The 14779-nt window shown below is 58.1% G+C and carries 16 protein-coding genes; 12 read left to right on the forward strand and 4 right to left on the reverse strand.

The window, feature by feature from the left end; all coding sequences use genetic code 11:
* Positions 1-58: 58 nt before the first annotated feature.
* Positions 59-802, reverse strand: a complete 744-nt coding sequence (locus tag ACR0BI_RS03325) for an RNA methyltransferase (RefSeq protein ID WP_480561431.1) — start codon at positions 800-802, stop codon at positions 59-61.
* A 164-nt stretch (positions 803-966) separates the two neighbouring features.
* Here ACR0BI_RS03325 and ACR0BI_RS03330 point away from each other — a divergent pair, with 164 nt between their 5' ends.
* The 4 genes from ACR0BI_RS03330 to ACR0BI_RS03345 all read left to right on the forward strand — a co-directional run bounded on the left by ACR0BI_RS03330 (position 967) and on the right by ACR0BI_RS03345 (position 4188).
* Positions 967-1587 carry a thiamine phosphate synthase gene (locus ACR0BI_RS03330; protein ID WP_170396915.1) on the forward strand — a complete coding sequence of 207 codons (621 nt, stop codon included), beginning with the start codon at positions 967-969 and terminating at the stop codon, positions 1585-1587.
* A 55-nt stretch (positions 1588-1642) separates the two neighbouring features.
* The gene (locus tag ACR0BI_RS03335; RefSeq protein ID WP_170509655.1) at positions 1643-2536 is read left to right on the forward strand and encodes a PfkB family carbohydrate kinase; all 894 of its coding nucleotides are present in this window, start codon (positions 1643-1645) and stop codon (positions 2534-2536) included.
* A complete protein-coding gene (locus ACR0BI_RS03340) occupies positions 2533-3447 on the forward strand; it encodes a pseudouridine-5'-phosphate glycosidase (protein ID WP_170406047.1) in 915 nt (304 codons plus the stop codon). Before ACR0BI_RS03335 ends, ACR0BI_RS03340 begins: the two co-directional genes overlap by 4 nt.
* Before the next feature lie 63 nt (positions 3448-3510).
* Complete coding sequence (locus tag ACR0BI_RS03345; protein ID WP_170396909.1) at positions 3511-4188, forward strand: DUF502 domain-containing protein; 678 nt, start codon at positions 3511-3513, stop codon at positions 4186-4188.
* Here ACR0BI_RS03345 and ACR0BI_RS03350 read toward each other — a convergent pair whose 3' ends face one another.
* Positions 4189-5214 (reverse strand): patatin-like phospholipase family protein, encoded by a 1026-nt coding sequence (locus tag ACR0BI_RS03350; RefSeq protein WP_170421876.1) that lies wholly within the window; start codon positions 5212-5214, stop codon positions 4189-4191.
* Between the two features lie 64 nt (positions 5215-5278).
* Positions 5279-6052 carry a 3-hydroxybutyrate dehydrogenase gene (locus ACR0BI_RS03355; protein WP_480561430.1) on the reverse strand — a complete coding sequence of 258 codons (774 nt, stop codon included), beginning with the start codon at positions 6050-6052 and terminating at the stop codon, positions 5279-5281.
* 293 nt (positions 6053-6345) lie between these two features.
* Between ACR0BI_RS03355 and ACR0BI_RS03360 the strand changes: the two genes are divergently transcribed.
* The 5 genes from ACR0BI_RS03360 to ACR0BI_RS03380 all read left to right on the forward strand — a co-directional run bounded on the left by ACR0BI_RS03360 (position 6346) and on the right by ACR0BI_RS03380 (position 10612).
* Positions 6346-8172, forward strand: a complete 1827-nt coding sequence (locus ACR0BI_RS03360) for an extracellular solute-binding protein (protein WP_480561429.1) — start codon at positions 6346-6348, stop codon at positions 8170-8172.
* 32 nt (positions 8173-8204) lie between these two features.
* Positions 8205-9029 (forward strand): arsenate reductase/protein-tyrosine-phosphatase family protein, encoded by an 825-nt coding sequence (locus ACR0BI_RS03365; protein WP_170595469.1) that lies wholly within the window; start codon positions 8205-8207, stop codon positions 9027-9029.
* A gap of 26 nt (positions 9030-9055) precedes the next feature.
* Entirely contained in the window at positions 9056-9532 is a 477-nt protein-coding gene (locus tag ACR0BI_RS03370) for an arsenate reductase ArsC (protein WP_480561428.1), read from the forward strand.
* Complete coding sequence (locus ACR0BI_RS03375) at positions 9529-10188, forward strand: MIP/aquaporin family protein (RefSeq protein ID WP_170421892.1); 660 nt, start codon at positions 9529-9531, stop codon at positions 10186-10188. Before ACR0BI_RS03370 ends, ACR0BI_RS03375 begins: the two co-directional genes overlap by 4 nt.
* Before the next feature lie 187 nt (positions 10189-10375).
* Positions 10376-10612, forward strand: a complete 237-nt coding sequence (locus ACR0BI_RS03380; protein ID WP_170396893.1) for a hypothetical protein — start codon at positions 10376-10378, stop codon at positions 10610-10612.
* Here the strand turns inward: ACR0BI_RS03380 and ACR0BI_RS03385 are convergent.
* A complete protein-coding gene (locus ACR0BI_RS03385) occupies positions 10601-11224 on the reverse strand; it encodes an XRE family transcriptional regulator (protein WP_170396891.1) in 624 nt (207 codons plus the stop codon). The two genes, ACR0BI_RS03380 and ACR0BI_RS03385, sit on opposite strands and share 12 nt — an antisense overlap.
* A gap of 65 nt (positions 11225-11289) precedes the next feature.
* Here ACR0BI_RS03385 and ACR0BI_RS03390 point away from each other — a divergent pair, with 65 nt between their 5' ends.
* The 3 genes from ACR0BI_RS03390 (at position 11290) to ACR0BI_RS03400 (ending at position 14745) form a co-directional block, all read left to right on the forward strand.
* Positions 11290-12807 (forward strand): class I adenylate-forming enzyme family protein, encoded by a 1518-nt coding sequence (locus ACR0BI_RS03390; protein ID WP_480561427.1) that lies wholly within the window; start codon positions 11290-11292, stop codon positions 12805-12807.
* Positions 12804-13463, forward strand: a complete 660-nt coding sequence (locus ACR0BI_RS03395) for a DsbA family oxidoreductase (RefSeq protein WP_170510066.1) — start codon at positions 12804-12806, stop codon at positions 13461-13463. Before ACR0BI_RS03390 ends, ACR0BI_RS03395 begins: the two co-directional genes overlap by 4 nt.
* A gap of 73 nt (positions 13464-13536) precedes the next feature.
* Positions 13537-14745: a multidrug effflux MFS transporter gene (locus tag ACR0BI_RS03400; RefSeq protein WP_170406074.1), complete on the forward strand. Its 1209-nt coding sequence runs from the start codon at positions 13537-13539 to the stop codon at positions 14743-14745.
* The last annotated feature ends 34 nt before the right edge of the window (positions 14746-14779 follow it).

Here is a 14779-nt window from a genome sequence, read left to right on the forward strand (position 1 = left end):
CTGTCCTCATGTCCTGATTTCGTCGCAAGCTATGGTTTGGCGGAAGATAGGTCCAGCCTCAGCTTTTGTCTTTCCAGCGGACCATCTGCCGCATGATCCCGTGAAGCATCTGTACATCGGCCCGTGTCATCCGCATCCGCGACCACAGATTGCGCAGGTTCACCTTCATTCCTTCGGCTTTTTCCGGCGGATAAAAGAACCCGGCCTGTTCCAGACGGTCCTCATAATGCTCGACCAACTTTTCAACCTCGATCCCGGTCGCCCAATCGCCCTTGCCCAGATCAGTTGCCTCATGCACGACATCCCCGGTCTGGCGCATCCATTCATAGGCGGTCAGCAGAACGCACTGCCCGAGGTTCAACGACGCATATTCCGGATTCACTGGCACCGAGATAATCGCATTGGCCTTGGCGATATCCTCATTCTCAAGCCCTGCCCGTTCCGGGCCAAATAGAACAGCGACCTTTTCGCCCGCCGCCACTTTCTGCGATGCAAGCAGCATTGCGCGCTCCGGGCTATAGACAGGCTTGGTCAACCCACGTTGCCGCGCTGTGGTGGCGAAGACAAAGGTGGTGTCCTCCAGCGCGCCCGCTAGATCGTCAAATAACTGCGCCTCATCCAAAAGCCGCCCGGCCCCGCTGGACATCGCCACCGCCTTGGGGTTGGGCCAGCCGTCGCGCGGTGCCACGATCCGCATCCGATCCAGCCCAAAGTTCCACATCGCCCGCGCGGCAGCACCGATGTTCTCACCCATCTGAGGGCGCACCAGAACAAAAGACGGCTGTGATGTATCGCTGGGCATGGCTAACTCCGAAAAACTCCGCTTGCTCTAATGGCCGCATGGGTCGAGGGCAAGTCGGCCCGGCGTCTTCTGTTCGCAAAAGGGTACGTAGCCGGCATAAAAGTTTGCTTCCCCCGCGCAATCCGCTAAACCGCGCGAAAGATGACAAACCCGAAGGACGCGCCATGGACACCCCCGAGCAGCCGCAGATTTACCTGATCACGCCTCCGACCATCGCGTTGAGTACATTCCCTGATCAATTGGGTCACGTATTGGACGGGGCTGAAATTGCATGTATCCGCCTCGCCTTGGCTGGAAGCGACGAAGATACCATCGCGCGCGCCGCCGATGCTTGCCGCGAAGTTGCGCATGCGCGCGATGTAGCCATCGTGATTTCCAACCATGTATTGCTGGCGCAGCGGTTGGGTCTGGACGGGGTGCATCTGGATGACGGCGCGCGGTCTGTCAGGGCAGCCCGTAAGGAGCTGGGCGCGGATGCGATTGTCGGCAGTTTTTGCGGGTCTTCCAGCCATGACGGGATGACTGCTGGTGAAAGTGGCGCGGATTACGTGGCCTTTGGCCCGGTTGGTTCCGCCACGCTGGGCGATGGTACTCAGGCCGAAAAGGACCTGTTCCAATGGTGGTCCGAAATGATCGAGGTTCCCGTCGTGGCCGAGGGCGGCCTGACGTCCGATCTGATCCGAGACCTCACCCCCTGCACCGATTTCTTCGGCATCGGAGAGGAAATCTGGTCGCAAGATAACCCGTTGGAGGCGCTGAACTCTCTGATTGCCGCAATGCGCTGAGGGATGCGAGCGTTAACCCTTGCACCCGCGTCGGGGCTGCGGCATGACACAAGGCATGAACAAGAACAGCGAAATTTTGTGCATCGGCTCGGTCCTTTGGGACGTGATCGGACGCTCGGCCAGCGCCATGCGACAGGGCTCGGATGTACCCGGCCGCATTACTCGCCTGCCGGGTGGCGTCGCCATGAACATCGCCATGACGCTGGTGCGGTTCGGAATGACCCCGACTTTGCTGACCGCAATTGGCCGCGACGCTGAAGGCGACGAATTGGTCCGGTCCTGCGCGCGTTTGGGGATGGTCACCGATCACATCTATCGCTCGCAAGACCTGCCAACCGACAGATATATGGCGGTTGAAGGAGCCAACGGGCTGATCGCCGCCATTGCCGACGCCCATTCGCTTGAAGCTGCCGGAGCCAAAATCCTGCGTCCCTTGATGCATGGTCCGCTGGGCTATGAAAATACGCCATTCGAAGGGCCCATCGCGCTGGACGGTAACCTGACGCTTACCTTGCTTGAAGAGATCGCCCAAAGCCCCGCCTTCGCCAAAGCCGACCTGCGCGTCGCCCCGGCGTCGCCCGGCAAGGCAGAACGGCTGCTGCCCTTCCTCAAACACGCCCGTGCAACGCTCTATGTGAATCTCGAAGAGGCCGGACTGCTTTGCCAACGCGAGTTCACCGATTCCGAGAGCGCCGCCAAAGGCCTGCTGGACCGTGGCGCGTTGCGGGTTCTTGTGACCGATGGCGGCAACTCGGCCACCGTCGGGGATGCTGATGCTGTCTTGACCCAAACACCCCCGTCCGTTCTGGTCACCCGCGTGACCGGCGCGGGTGACACTTTCATGGCCGCCCATATCGCCGCCGAGGCGAATGGTGCCGACAGCGACGCGGCACTCAGCCGCGCGCTGCGCGCCGCTGCAACCTATGTTTCCGGAGAAACCCCACTGTGATCACCATTCACTATTCCGCAGAGGTCCGCGCCGCCAAGGATGCGGGCCAACCAATCGTGGCATTGGAAAGCACCATCATCACCCATGGCATGCCCTACCCCCAGAACATCGAGGTCGCGGCACAGGTTGAACAAGACATCCGCGATGCGGGCGCCGTTCCAGCAACGATTGCCGTTATTGACGGAGTTTTGCACGTCGGCCTCGAAGCCGACCAGCTGAGCGCACTGGGTCAGGCGCAAGGCGTCGCCAAACTGTCACGCGCTGACATGGCCGCCTGCCTCGCTACAGGCGGCACCGGGGCCACCACCGTCGCCGCAACAATGATCGCCGCACATTATGCAGGCATTGAGGTCTTCGCCACCGGAGGCATCGGTGGGGTGCATCAGGGGGCCGAAACCTCCTTCGACATCTCCGCTGACCTGCACGAGCTCGCGCAGACCCCGGTGACTGTGGTCGCGGCCGGGGCCAAAGCCATCCTCGACCTCGCCAAAACGCTTGAAGTTCTGGAAACGCTCGGCGTCCCCGTCATCGCCCACGGACAGGACGAGTTCCCAGCCTTCTGGTCCGCAAAATCACCCTTGGCAGCCCCGCTGCGCATGGATGATGCCGCTGACATAGCAAAAGCCCACGCAGCACGGCGTGCGTTGGGGCTGCCGGGTGGTCAGTTGGTCGCTAACCCGATCCCGCAAGCCGACCAGATCCCGTCCGAGGAGCTGGCCCCGATCATCGCGTCCGCACAGGCCGATGCAGAAACTCACCGGATCACTGGCAAAGGCGTCACACCTTATCTGCTACAGCGTATCTATGAACAGACCGAAGGCCGTTCGCTTACCGCCAACATCGCTTTGGTACGCAACAACGCCCGACTGGCAGCGGTCATCGCGCGTGCGCTAACGGAATCAGCCCACTGACCCCAGCTATTGCACCAAGCGCCCGGACTGCTTACCTAATTCCGCAAACCACTCAGGACCGCAATGAACACTCCGTTTGACGAAGAACCCCACCGACGCCCCGGCCTGTTCTCCCGGCTACGCGCGTCCTTTCTGACTGGTATCGTCGTCATTGCTCCGGTGTGGCTGACCATCTGGTTGATCTGGTCTGTGGTTGGCTGGATCGACAGTGCCGTCCTGCCACTGATCCCGCAACGGTTCCAACCCTCGGAATATGTCGGCATCAACCTGCGCGGCGTTGGCGTGGTCATATTCCTGCTGTTCACGATTATCGTCGGCTGGATCGCAAAGGGCATCCTGGGCCGTTCGCTGATCCATTTCGCCGAAAGTGTCGTCGACCGCATGCCCGTGGTCCGTTCGGTTTATTCCGGGATCAAGCAAATCTCGGAAACTGTGTTCGCCCAGACCGAGCGGTCTTTCGAAAAAGCCTGCCTGATCCAGTATCCGCGCCGGGGCATCTGGGCAATCGGCTTCGTCTCGACAACAGCGCGCGGTGAAGTGAGCGATCGCGCCGAAACCGGGGGCGAGTTGCTAAGCGTGTTTGTCCCGACAACCCCAAACCCCACATCCGGGTTCCTGTTGTTTTTCCCCGCAGAGGATGTGATCCTGCTGGATATGTCCATCGAGGATGCAGCCAAGCTGGTGATCTCAGCGGGTCTGGTTTACCCGAATGACAAAGACCCAACCCAGCCGCCTGAATAATCAACCAAACATTGCGGGCAAATCGACCGTGCTCCGCTGACCCAGATCGTCCTTATGCACGCTCAGAAACTGATCCGCCGCATCGCGCCCGGACTGTTTCAGCCGGTTCAGCACAACCGGGTTTGGCACGATCTTGGTGGCCGCTGAAAGGTCGTTCATCAAGGCGTCATCAGCGATCATATGCACCAGCACCCGGCTCATCTCACCAGCCTTCAGCTTGCCTTCGGCCAGAAGCCGTTGAACGAAATTGATCGCACGCAGCTCGCGAAACAACGATGAGTTAAAGCTGATCTCATTGATCCGGTTCTGAATCTGCTGCGGCGTTTTAGGCACCTCATCGCGTTCCAGCGGGTTGATGTTCACAATCACCACATCATCTGGCAAATCCCCACCGAACAACGGATAAAGCGCCGGGTTTCCGGTATAGCCGCCATCCCAATACGCTTCGGTCCGCTCGGATTTCGGGTCATAGATTTCAACCGCCTGAAACAGGTTCGGCAAGCAGGCCGAGGCCAGAATCGCATCGGTCGAAATCTCCTCGCCTGTGAACACGCGAATCTTGCCGCTGCGCACACAGGTGGCGCAGACAAACAGCGCGGGCCCTTCGTCTGCACAAATCTCATCAAAGTTGAACCGATCCACAACCGGGGTGAGCGGATTGCGATAAAACGGCCCATAGGCGTAAGGCGATACCAGCCGCGACCATGCTTCGGCCATCGAGAACGGAACGGAGTACTCCAACGCTTGTGCAACATGAGCAGGCTCAATGCCCCGCATCCAATGGGCAATTCGCATATCGCCGACGGCACCCATGCGTTTCCAAAGCCCATCCAGACACGCCCGCGCCCCTTCGCGCCCTGCATGCACCATCCCTGATTTGAACGCTGCCCCGTTCAAAGCGCCGGCCGAAGTCCCAGTGATCGCGGCAACCTCGATATCCTCTTCATCCAGCAATCGATCCAGTACACCCCAGGTAAACGCGCCATGCGCCCCACCGCCCTGCAATGCCAGATTGATCCGTTTCATGGTTCCGCCTCTTCATCTGGCCAGAAATACCTCGGGGGTATGGGGGCAGAGCCCCCATGGTCCCTCACAATGCCGTCCATCCCCCATCCACGGATATCGTCGTTCCTGTGATCTGTGCCGCTGCATCCGAGCACAAGAAGATCGTAGTTCCGCCCAGCTGCTCGACCGTGGCAAACTCCTTCGACGGCTGCCGCTCCAGCAGGATGTTCTTCACCACATCCTCGCGGCTCATATTGTACTCTTTCATCGTGTTGGGAATTTGCGCCTCAACCAATGGAGTCAGTACGTATCCCGGACAAATAGCATTGCAGGTAATCGGCTCCTGCGCAGTCTCCAGCGCCACGGTCTTGCTCATGCCGACGACACCATGCTTTGCCGCGATGTAAGCCGCCTTGTAGGGCGAGGCCGTCAGACCGTGAGCCGAGGCAATATTCACGATCCGCCCCCAGCCCGCCGCGCGCATCCTCGGAAGCGCTGCCGCCATCGTATGAAAGACCGAATTCATGTTGATCGCGATGATCGCATCCCATTTGTCCGACGGAAACTGATCGATCGGGGCCACATGCTGAATGCCGGCGTTGTTCACCAGAATGTCACAAGCACCTGCCTGTTCGATCAGTGCACGGCATTCATCGCCCTTGGACATATCTGCCTTGATATAGCGCGCGTTGGTTCCCGTCTCTTTGCCAATCTCGGTGGCCAGCGCATGATCTTCATCACGGTCGGTGAACGAATTCAGCACCACATCCGCCCCGGCCTTCGCCAGCTCACGCGCGATGCCCAGCCCAATCCCCGAATTCGACCCCGTGACGACGGCTGTTTTGCCCGACAGACTCATGGCACTCTCCTTATGAGTTTTTGTTTCTCAAACACAGTGCCATGCTGCACCTGCAAAGAAAACGGGGAATGATCTGATCCGCGCGCCCGCACGAGTTTTGCCAAAAAAAACGCCCGCACGAAGCGGGCGTTAAGTTATTGAGGCAGGTTTCATACAGGCAAGAAACCTATCGAGCAGTAGAACCTTTATAAGCAATTCCACGCCCTCGTCCAAGCTAAAAGTTTGATAATAAGAAAAATCATGGCTACGGTGAATCCCAAACAAAATAAGGCCAGAGCAGGATTGTTTCCAAAATGAGCCCCGATTATCTCCGCCCCCTTCGTCCCGCGATTGTGGGAATCACCTGTATTTTCGCCGCCTCAATGGCGTCAGCAGAATCGGCCCATGGCATAGCTATGTATGGTGACCCGGCCCTACCACCGGATTTTGTGTCGCTACCCTACGCAAATCCTGACGCGCCCAAGGGCGGCAAGGTCGTATTTGGCAATACCGGCGGCTATAACAGTCTGAACCCGTTTGTGCAAAAAGGCACCGCGCCGTGGCAGTTGCGATTTTGGACTCATGAAAGCCTGATGGGCCGCTCTTGGGACGAACCTTTCACTCTTTACGGGTTGTTAGCCGAATCAGTTGAGACAGATTCGGACCGCACATGGGTAGAATTCACGCTGCGCAAAAATGCTGAATTCTCGGATGGATCGCCGGTCACAGTCGATGACGTGATCTGGTCGTATGAGACACTGGGCACCGAAGGCCACCTGCGATATCGCGGGCTGTGGGGCAAGATTGATAGCATTGAACAGACTGGACCGCGCAGCGTTCGGATCACCTTTAACGAACCGGATCGCGAACTGGCCCTGATCGCCGGAATGCGCCCGATCCTGCAAAAAGCGCAGTGGGAGGGAAAGTCGTTCGCTGACGCTCAACTACACGATATACCCATCGGTTCCGGACCATTCGTAATCGATGACTATGAGGCTGGCCGCTATGTGAACCTGCGTCGCAATCCTGACTATTGGGGTGCCGACATCCCCTACCGCAAGGGCACGATGAATCTGGATGACATGCGGATTGAGTTCTACGGAGACGGCACAGTCGCGTTTGAAGCGTTTAAAGCTGGCGAGCTTTCGGCCGTTCGTGAATTCAACGCGGATAAATGGAACACGCAGTACAACTTCCCAGCGGTTCAGCGCGGTGATGTTGTGAAGACGGAAATTCCCCATCAAAAACCATCAGGCATGACCGGCTTTGTCATGAACACACGCAAGGCCCCATTCGATGACTGGCGCGTACGCGAGGCACTAACGCTGGCCTTCAACTTCGAGTTCATCAACGACACCATTACAGGCGGAGCGCAGCCCAGGATCATCTCATATTTCTCGGGTTCGGAATTAGGGATGCAACCCGGACCGGCCACTGGTCGTGTCGAGGAATTGCTTCAACCTTACGCCGCCGAGTTGGCACCGGGCACGCTGGATGGATATGAATTGCCTCAAAGCGATGGAACCGAACGCAACCGTCGAAATATCCGCAAAGCGCTTAAACTGCTGGAAGAGGCCGGATGGACCATTCAGGACGGCCAGCTTCGCAACGCCAGCGGTGAGCCGTTTTTGATTGATCTGGTCATCAGCCAGGGCAGCCTGAACGTGGTCCAGGATGTCGGCGTGATCGCGGAAATCTACGCGCGCGCCCTCGAACGCCTGGGTATCCAGTTGACAGTCGAGAAAGTAGATGACGCGCAATATACTTCACGCATCGATGCGCAAGATTTTGACATGACCCCGTTCCGTCGAGCGCTGTCGCTCTCGCCAGGCAACGAACAACGTCTGTATTGGGGCAGCGAAAACGCAAATGCTCCCGGGACGCGGAATGTTATGGGCCTGACCTCGCCCGCCGTGGACGGGCTGATCGACGCGATGCTGGCCTCGGAAAGCCACGAGGATTTTGTTGCGGCAACGCGCGCGCTGGATCGTGTTCTGACAGCGGGTCGCTATGTCATTCCTATCTGGAGCTTTGATGTCGGCCGTATCGCCCATGTCAAAGAGCTGAAACAACCCGACACTCTGCCAATTTATGGCGATGGGCCAGAATATATGCCACAGGTCTGGTGGTTTCAGGATTGACGAGTCCTTTCTATTTCCATATTTCATGAATTATGGAAATAGAGATTCATGACAGGCTGAACGCACTCGCACACCCCAAGCGGCTGGATCTGTTCCGGCTGTTGATGCGTCGCTATCCAGATTCCGTAGCTGCGGGTCAGATAGCTGAGGCTTTAGCGCTGAAACCCAATACTGCGTCAACCTACCTGAATGCATTGAAATCCGCCGGGCTGATCCAGCAGTCGCGCAGCGGGACATCATTGCAATATGCCGCCAACTTACCAGCGGTGCGCGGGCTGTTTGATGAGTTGCTGGGCGGTTGCTGTCAAAATCGTCCTGATTTATGCATGCAACCCTCGGATGACCCCGTTATGGCGTCCCCTGGCCGCGTTATGAATGCGCTTTTCCTCTGCACCGGAAACTCGGCCCGTTCGATCATGGCGGAAGCCATCCTGAACAATGAAGGTAACGGCTTGTTTCGTGCTTATTCGGCAGGAACGGCACCATCGGACGGACCAAATTCAATCGTTTTGGAACTCTTGAAGCAAAAAGACTACGACACGACCTCACTCCGCTCAAAATCACTGGAAGAATTTGCCGCTGCTGATGCCCCAAAGATGGATTTTGTCTTTACCGTCTGCGACCACGCAGCGAACGAGGCCTGCCCCGCTTGGCCAGGACAACCGATAAGCGCGCATTGGGGTCTGCACGATCCGGTCAAAGTTGAAGGAACCGACGCGCAAAAGCAGCTGGCATTCCAGCAGGCCTACGGATTGCTGCGCAACCGTATCACCGCCTTTGCCAGCCTCCCGTTCGAAACGCTCGACCGCATCTCACTACAACACAAGGTGGATGACATCGGTCGAATGGCCGAGTAGTCCTCGATCAATCCAAGGATACCCCCATGAACATACTGGTTCTATGCACCGGCAACTCGGCTCGATCGATTCTGCTGGAGTCGCTCTTCAATCACACCGGCGAAGGGCGTGTACGCGCCTATTCAGCAGGCTCCAACCCGACCGGCAAGGTGCATCCGCAATCCTTGACGCTGCTTGGTGCCGAAGGCCATGACGTCCGCGATTCCCGCTCTAAAAGCTGGGATAAGTTTGCAGCAGAAAATGCTCCGGAAATGGACATAGTGATCACGGTTTGCGGCTCAGCCGCCGAAGAGACATGCCCCGTCTGGCCCGGCGCCCCTGTACGCGCGCATTGGGGTGTCGAGGACCCGGCTGCCGCGTCTCAGTCAGACTGGGAAACCGCCTTTAGGACCGCATATGACATTCTTGGGCGCCGCGCCGAAGCACTTCTGGAGCTGCCCATTGAAACCATGGACAGCGTTGAACTCTCGGCCCATCTCAAACGTATAGGAGCCCTGCTGTGAGCGCCCGCCAATACTTTGCCGAATTCCTCGGAACCGCCTTCCTGCTGATCGGCGTTGTCGGATCAGGCATCATGGCGCAAACCTTGTCCGACGGGAACATCGCGCTGGCGTTGCTGGCCAATGCAATTGCGACCGGCTGCATCCTTTACGCTATCATCACTACGCTCGGCCCTGTCTCGGGCGCTCACTTCAACCCTGCAGTGACATTGGCCTTTGCGCTGCGCGGTGAACATCCCTGGCGTGCGGTCACCCCTTACATGCTTGTTCAGATTGCCGGAGGTATCGCGGGGGTCTGGGCCAGCCATTACATGTTTGACCTGCCGATTCTGCAAACTTCGGAAACGATGCATCGTACCGGGGCACATCAGTGGTTTTCGGAGATTGTCGCCACTTTGGGTTTGCTCTTTGTGATTTTCGGCGGAATTCGGCACAAGCCGGACACGGTACCAGCCCTTGTGGGCCTCTATATTACCGGCGCCTACTGGTATACGTCTTCCACAAGTTTTGCTAATCCGGCCGTTACCATCGCAAGGGGCTTTACGGATACCTTTGCGGGGATATACCCTGCGCACATTCCGATGTTCATAATTATGCAGTTAATTGCTGTATTTATCGGACACAAAATACTGAACTGGTTATTCGAACAAGCAGAATAACGGACCGGCCGCCACTCACTTTACAGCAGGTCCGTGGGCCCGTTGCGGTATCTCCGCAGCGGGTTTTTTGCATCTTATCTCCCGACTCCGGCTGCGACATTTTGTCATGTCTGCAGCAACGCACGGCGCTCCGTAGGCTGTCTTGGGGGAGAGCAATCCTGAAACACCAACTAAGGAAGGCTCGCAGATGCTAAACTGGGCTGATCTGACGCAAGACTGGGACGCGTCATATGCGCGTGCAAAACGTAGGTTTCCGAACCTGCGGGATAGGGATATGGCGCGCGTTGGCGAAGATCGCAAACAGTTCGAAGCTTACCTGGCCGAGCGTCACCACCTGACCGTAAACGAGGCGCGCGAAGAGCTTGAGGATTTCCTGTTCACCGAAGCATTGAACCGCGAAGCGGCCCAAGCCCTAAGCAAGTGACGTCACCCACAGGATCGTCGCATCCTCATCACTGACCGAAATGACGTTATGCCCCATGCTGCCGTCGTAATAAGCGCTGTCGCCGCGGCGCATTTCGACCGGCTCATAGAACTCGGTAAACAACCGCACCACTCCGGTCAGAACATACAGAAATTCCTCACCATCGTGACGCACCCAGCCGTCAAATTCTTCCATCGAGCGTGCACGTACACGGGCGCGATAGGGCAGCATCTGCTTTTTGGTCAGCGTTTCTGCCAGCAACTCATGTTCGTAGGTGGTGGTCGCATGGGCCGCACCCCCGCCCATCTTGGTCACTGCCATTCGACCGATCACCTGATCGCGTTGTGGCGGCGTAAAAAGCTGAGGCACCGAAATCTCCAATCCGGTCGCCAGCTTTTTCAAAGCATCATAGGTCGGAGACATCTGACCATTTTCGATCTTGCTGAGTGTCGACCGAGCCAGACCCGCCTGACTCGCCGCCTGTTCCAGCGTCCAGTTGCGGGCTTTACGCAGTTCGCGCACGCGCGCGCCCAAATCGACCGGCTCCAACTCGGTGTTGACACCATTGTCGCGGGCAATTCTGACGATAGATTTATGATCATTGGTGGCCATGGGTCTTTCTATAGGGCGAGCATGCCCTGCTTGCAACGCGCCTCGCACGGGGATAGCCAGTTCTCATGTTGTCGATCTTTGATCAGGGGCCGCCTACGCGCTGCCCGCGCCCATTCAATCTTGCCGCGCATGTGCTGCGCCATGCGAAAAGTTCAGCTGAGAAGACCGCGCTTTCGGTGCTGAGATCGGATGGTGCAACAGACTGGACCTATGGCGATCTGCATTCGGCGATAATGGGCACCGGTTCAGGATTGCTGCAGAGCGGCCTTCGCGCCCAAGACATTGTTCTCATGCGATTGGGCAATACCGTCGATTTTCCGATCGCCTATCTGGGCGCAATCGCCGTGGGACTGGTCCCCGTGCCCACCTCATCACAACTCACCGAGCAAGAGACCGCAAAGATCATCGACGATCTGAAACCCGCCGCCATTTTGCGAGATCCCCAGGTCGCCTGCGCGCCGCACCCGGATCAGATCATGCTGCCTGAACTGGCCCGGATGCGATCACTGCCGCCTGCAAGTTTTGCCATGGGAGATCCCGAGCGGCTGGCCTACGTGGTCTACACTTCGGGCACTTCGGGCAAACCCCGTGCGGTTGCGCATGCACACCGCGCCATCTGGGCTCGGCAGATGATGGTCGACGGCTGGTATGGCCTGAAATCCTCGGACCGGCTGTGCCATGCGGGGGCATTCAATTGGACCTACACGCTGGGCACCGGCTTGATGGACCCTTGGGCCATTGGTGCAACGGCTCTGATCCCTGAACCCGGGACAGACATACGCGATCTGCCTGCCCTGTTGAAACAACATCGTGCCACCATCTTTGCAGCCGCACCGGGGGTCTTTCGGAAGATGATGCAAAGTGACGCGCAGCCCGGCCTTCCCGATCTGCGCCACGGCCTTTGCGCCGGGGAAAAGCTGTCGCGACACCTGCATGAACAATGGGTGCAGTCCACCGGCACCGAGCTTTATGAGGCTTACGGCATGTCCGAATGCTCGACCTTCATCTCATCCAGCCCAAGCCACCCAGCACGCGGCACAGCGTTGGGGCAGCCGCAGCCCGGGCGTCGGATTGCCATCCTCGGGCCGGATGGCCCTGTGCCACAAGGTCAGGAAGGTACAATAGCCGTACATCGCGAAGATCCGGGCCTGATGCTAACCTATCTGAATGCCCCCGACGAGGCCGCTGCTCGGATGCAGGGAGATTGGTTCCTGACCGGTGATCAAGGCGCGATGGCCGTTGATGGGCAAATCACCTATCTGGGTCGAGATGACGACATGATGAATGCGGGCGGATATCGCGTTTCCCCGGTCGAAGTCGAGGCGGCCTTATCCACCCATCCCGAGATCACCCAGGTCGGGGCGGCTACGGTTGAGGTAAAACAGGACAGTTCGATCATCGTTGCCTTCTACACTGGCCCCGAAGAACTGGACGCGGCGGACCTGCACGCCTATGTGTCTGACAAGTTGGCGCGCTACAAACAGCCGCGTGCCTTTGTCCATCTGCCCGCCTTGCCCACCGGAGGCAACGGCAAACTTCTGCGCCGCGCCCTGCCGGCCTATTTCAAGGCGACGTCCGAATGACACACACTGTAAAGCTCGACATCATGTCCGATCCGATTTGCCCCTGGTGCTATATTGGCAAGACCCATCTGGACAAAGCGCTCGCCGAAGTGCCAGACCACCCCTTTGTGATCGAGTGGCACCCCTTTCAGCTGAACCCCGATATGCCCGACGAGGGCATGGATCGGCGCGAATACCTTGAACGGAAGTTCGGCGGCAAGGACGGAGCAGTTCGTGCATACGCGCCCGTTGTTGAACATGCCGAAAACGCAGGTTTGAATATCGATTTCGAAGGCATGAAACGCACGCCCAACACGCTGGATGCCCACCGCCTGATCCACTGGGCGGGGATTGAGGGCAAGCAGGATGCCGTGGTCGATGCACTCTTTAATGCTTACTTCGTCGAGGCGCGTGATATTGGTGATCATGAGGTGTTGGCTGATGTCGCCGACAGCGTAGGCATGGACGCAGCGGTCGTACTGAAACTGCTGCAGTCAGACGCCGACCGAGAAGATATCCGTAACCGCGACAGCCATTCACGCGAAATGGGCGTAAATTCGGTTCCCACATATATCGTTGCAAACCAGCACGCCGTTCCGGGCGCGCAACCTCCTGAATTGTGGGCAAAAGTGATCGCTGAGATCATGTCTCAGATTGAGGCTTCCCCTGCAGAATAGCACATACCCCTGTGCATTTCTGATCTAGTCCAACCCGAAACGCCGTGATAGCGCATTCGGGAAGGAGTTCCCCATGGCCGACCGCATGTCCCGGGGCGAATTCATTGCGTTGATCGCGATGATGTTCGCCACGATAGCCTTTTCGATCGATTCAATGCTGCCAGCCCTGCCCGAGATCGGCGCAGAGCTCAGCCCCTACGATCTGAACAAAGCACAGTTGATCCTGACCTCTTTTGTGCTGGGCATGGGGATCGGCACATTCTTTACTGGGCCAATTTCCGATGCGGTCGGGCGCAAGCCGGTGATTTATGGCGGTGCCGCTCTCTATATACTGGCCTGCGCCGTTGCGTGGTCCAGCTCATCGCTTGAACTGGTGCTGGCTGCGCGCATCGCGCAGGGCCTCGGGGCGGCCGGGCCGCGCGTTGTGGCCATGGCAATCATTCGCGACTTGTTTTCAGGGCGCGAGATGGCGCGCATCATCTCGATCGCGATGATGATCTTTACTCTGGTCCCCGCCGTGGCACCGCTGCTAGGCGCAGGCGTTATTGCACTGGTCGGCTGGCGCGGCATCTTTGTGTCCTTCATCATATTCGCCACGATCATCGTGATCTGGATGGCCACGCGCCTGCCTGAATCTCTGGCGCCCGAAAACCGGCGCCCCTTCCGCCTGCCCCTGATGATTGCGGCAGTGCATGAGATGTTCGCACACCCCACCGTACGCCTCTCGATCCTGGTGCAGACCCTTTGCATGGGGTTGCTGTTCACCATGCTAACGATGGTTCAGCCGGTTTTTGACGTCATCCATGATCGGGCAGACAGCTTTCCCTTCTGGTTCGCCTTCGTGGCGCTGATCTCGGGTTCGGCCAGCCTTTTGAACGCCGCCGTGGTCGTACGCGTCGGGATGCGCCGTATGGTGACCTGGGCCTTGGGCGCGCAGATTCTGATCACAAGCGCCGTCATCATCCTGAACATGACACCACTTTCACCGGGCGCGTCATTTGCTGTTTTTGTGGCGTGGCAGACCTCGATCTTCTTTATGGCCGGTGTAACCATGGGCAACCTGAACGCCATTGCCATGGAACCTATGGGTCATATCGCGGGAATGGCTGCCTCGGTCATTGGATCGATCGCCACAATTCTGGCGGCTGCCATCGCGGCCCCTATTGGGCTGTTATTTGACGGGTCGATCACACCGCTGACGACCGGAGTACTGACGATGTGCATACTTGGCTTCGGCCTGATGCTACATATGGGCCGGATCGAAAACAGACTGCCCGCCTGATCTGTGCAGAGCCGCTGAAACACGCTAACCTTCC

The organism is Ruegeria sp. E5, assembly GCF_056534105.1.

What these genes read in the sequence shown, in the direction of transcription:
- ACR0BI_RS03360 (WP_480561429.1), top strand. Translation starts at nt 6,346, where the DNA reads ATGAGCCCCGATTATCTCCGCCCCCTTCGTCCCGCGATTGTGGGAATC.
- ACR0BI_RS03385 (WP_170396891.1), bottom strand. Translation starts at nt 11,224, where the DNA reads ATGGCCACCAATGATCATAAATCTATCGTCAGAATTGCCCGCGACAAT.
- ACR0BI_RS03400 (WP_170406074.1), top strand. Translation starts at nt 13,537, where the DNA reads ATGGCCGACCGCATGTCCCGGGGCGAATTCATTGCGTTGATCGCGATG.
- ACR0BI_RS03330 (WP_170396915.1), top strand. Translation starts at nt 967, where the DNA reads ATGGACACCCCCGAGCAGCCGCAGATTTACCTGATCACGCCTCCGACC.
- ACR0BI_RS03380 (WP_170396893.1), top strand. Translation starts at nt 10,376, where the DNA reads ATGCTAAACTGGGCTGATCTGACGCAAGACTGGGACGCGTCATATGCG.
- ACR0BI_RS03325 (WP_480561431.1), bottom strand. Translation starts at nt 802, where the DNA reads ATGCCCAGCGATACATCACAGCCGTCTTTTGTTCTGGTGCGCCCTCAG.
- ACR0BI_RS03355 (WP_480561430.1), bottom strand. Translation starts at nt 6,052, where the DNA reads ATGAGTCTGTCGGGCAAAACAGCCGTCGTCACGGGGTCGAATTCGGGG.
- ACR0BI_RS03390 (WP_480561427.1), top strand. Translation starts at nt 11,290, where the DNA reads ATGTTGTCGATCTTTGATCAGGGGCCGCCTACGCGCTGCCCGCGCCCA.
- ACR0BI_RS03365 (WP_170595469.1), top strand. Translation starts at nt 8,205, where the DNA reads ATGGAAATAGAGATTCATGACAGGCTGAACGCACTCGCACACCCCAAG.
- ACR0BI_RS03345 (WP_170396909.1), top strand. Translation starts at nt 3,511, where the DNA reads ATGAACACTCCGTTTGACGAAGAACCCCACCGACGCCCCGGCCTGTTC.
- ACR0BI_RS03395 (WP_170510066.1), top strand. Translation starts at nt 12,804, where the DNA reads ATGACACACACTGTAAAGCTCGACATCATGTCCGATCCGATTTGCCCC.
- ACR0BI_RS03350 (WP_170421876.1), bottom strand. Translation starts at nt 5,214, where the DNA reads ATGAAACGGATCAATCTGGCATTGCAGGGCGGTGGGGCGCATGGCGCG.
- ACR0BI_RS03370 (WP_480561428.1), top strand. Translation starts at nt 9,056, where the DNA reads ATGAACATACTGGTTCTATGCACCGGCAACTCGGCTCGATCGATTCTG.
- ACR0BI_RS03335 (WP_170509655.1), top strand. Translation starts at nt 1,643, where the DNA reads ATGAACAAGAACAGCGAAATTTTGTGCATCGGCTCGGTCCTTTGGGAC.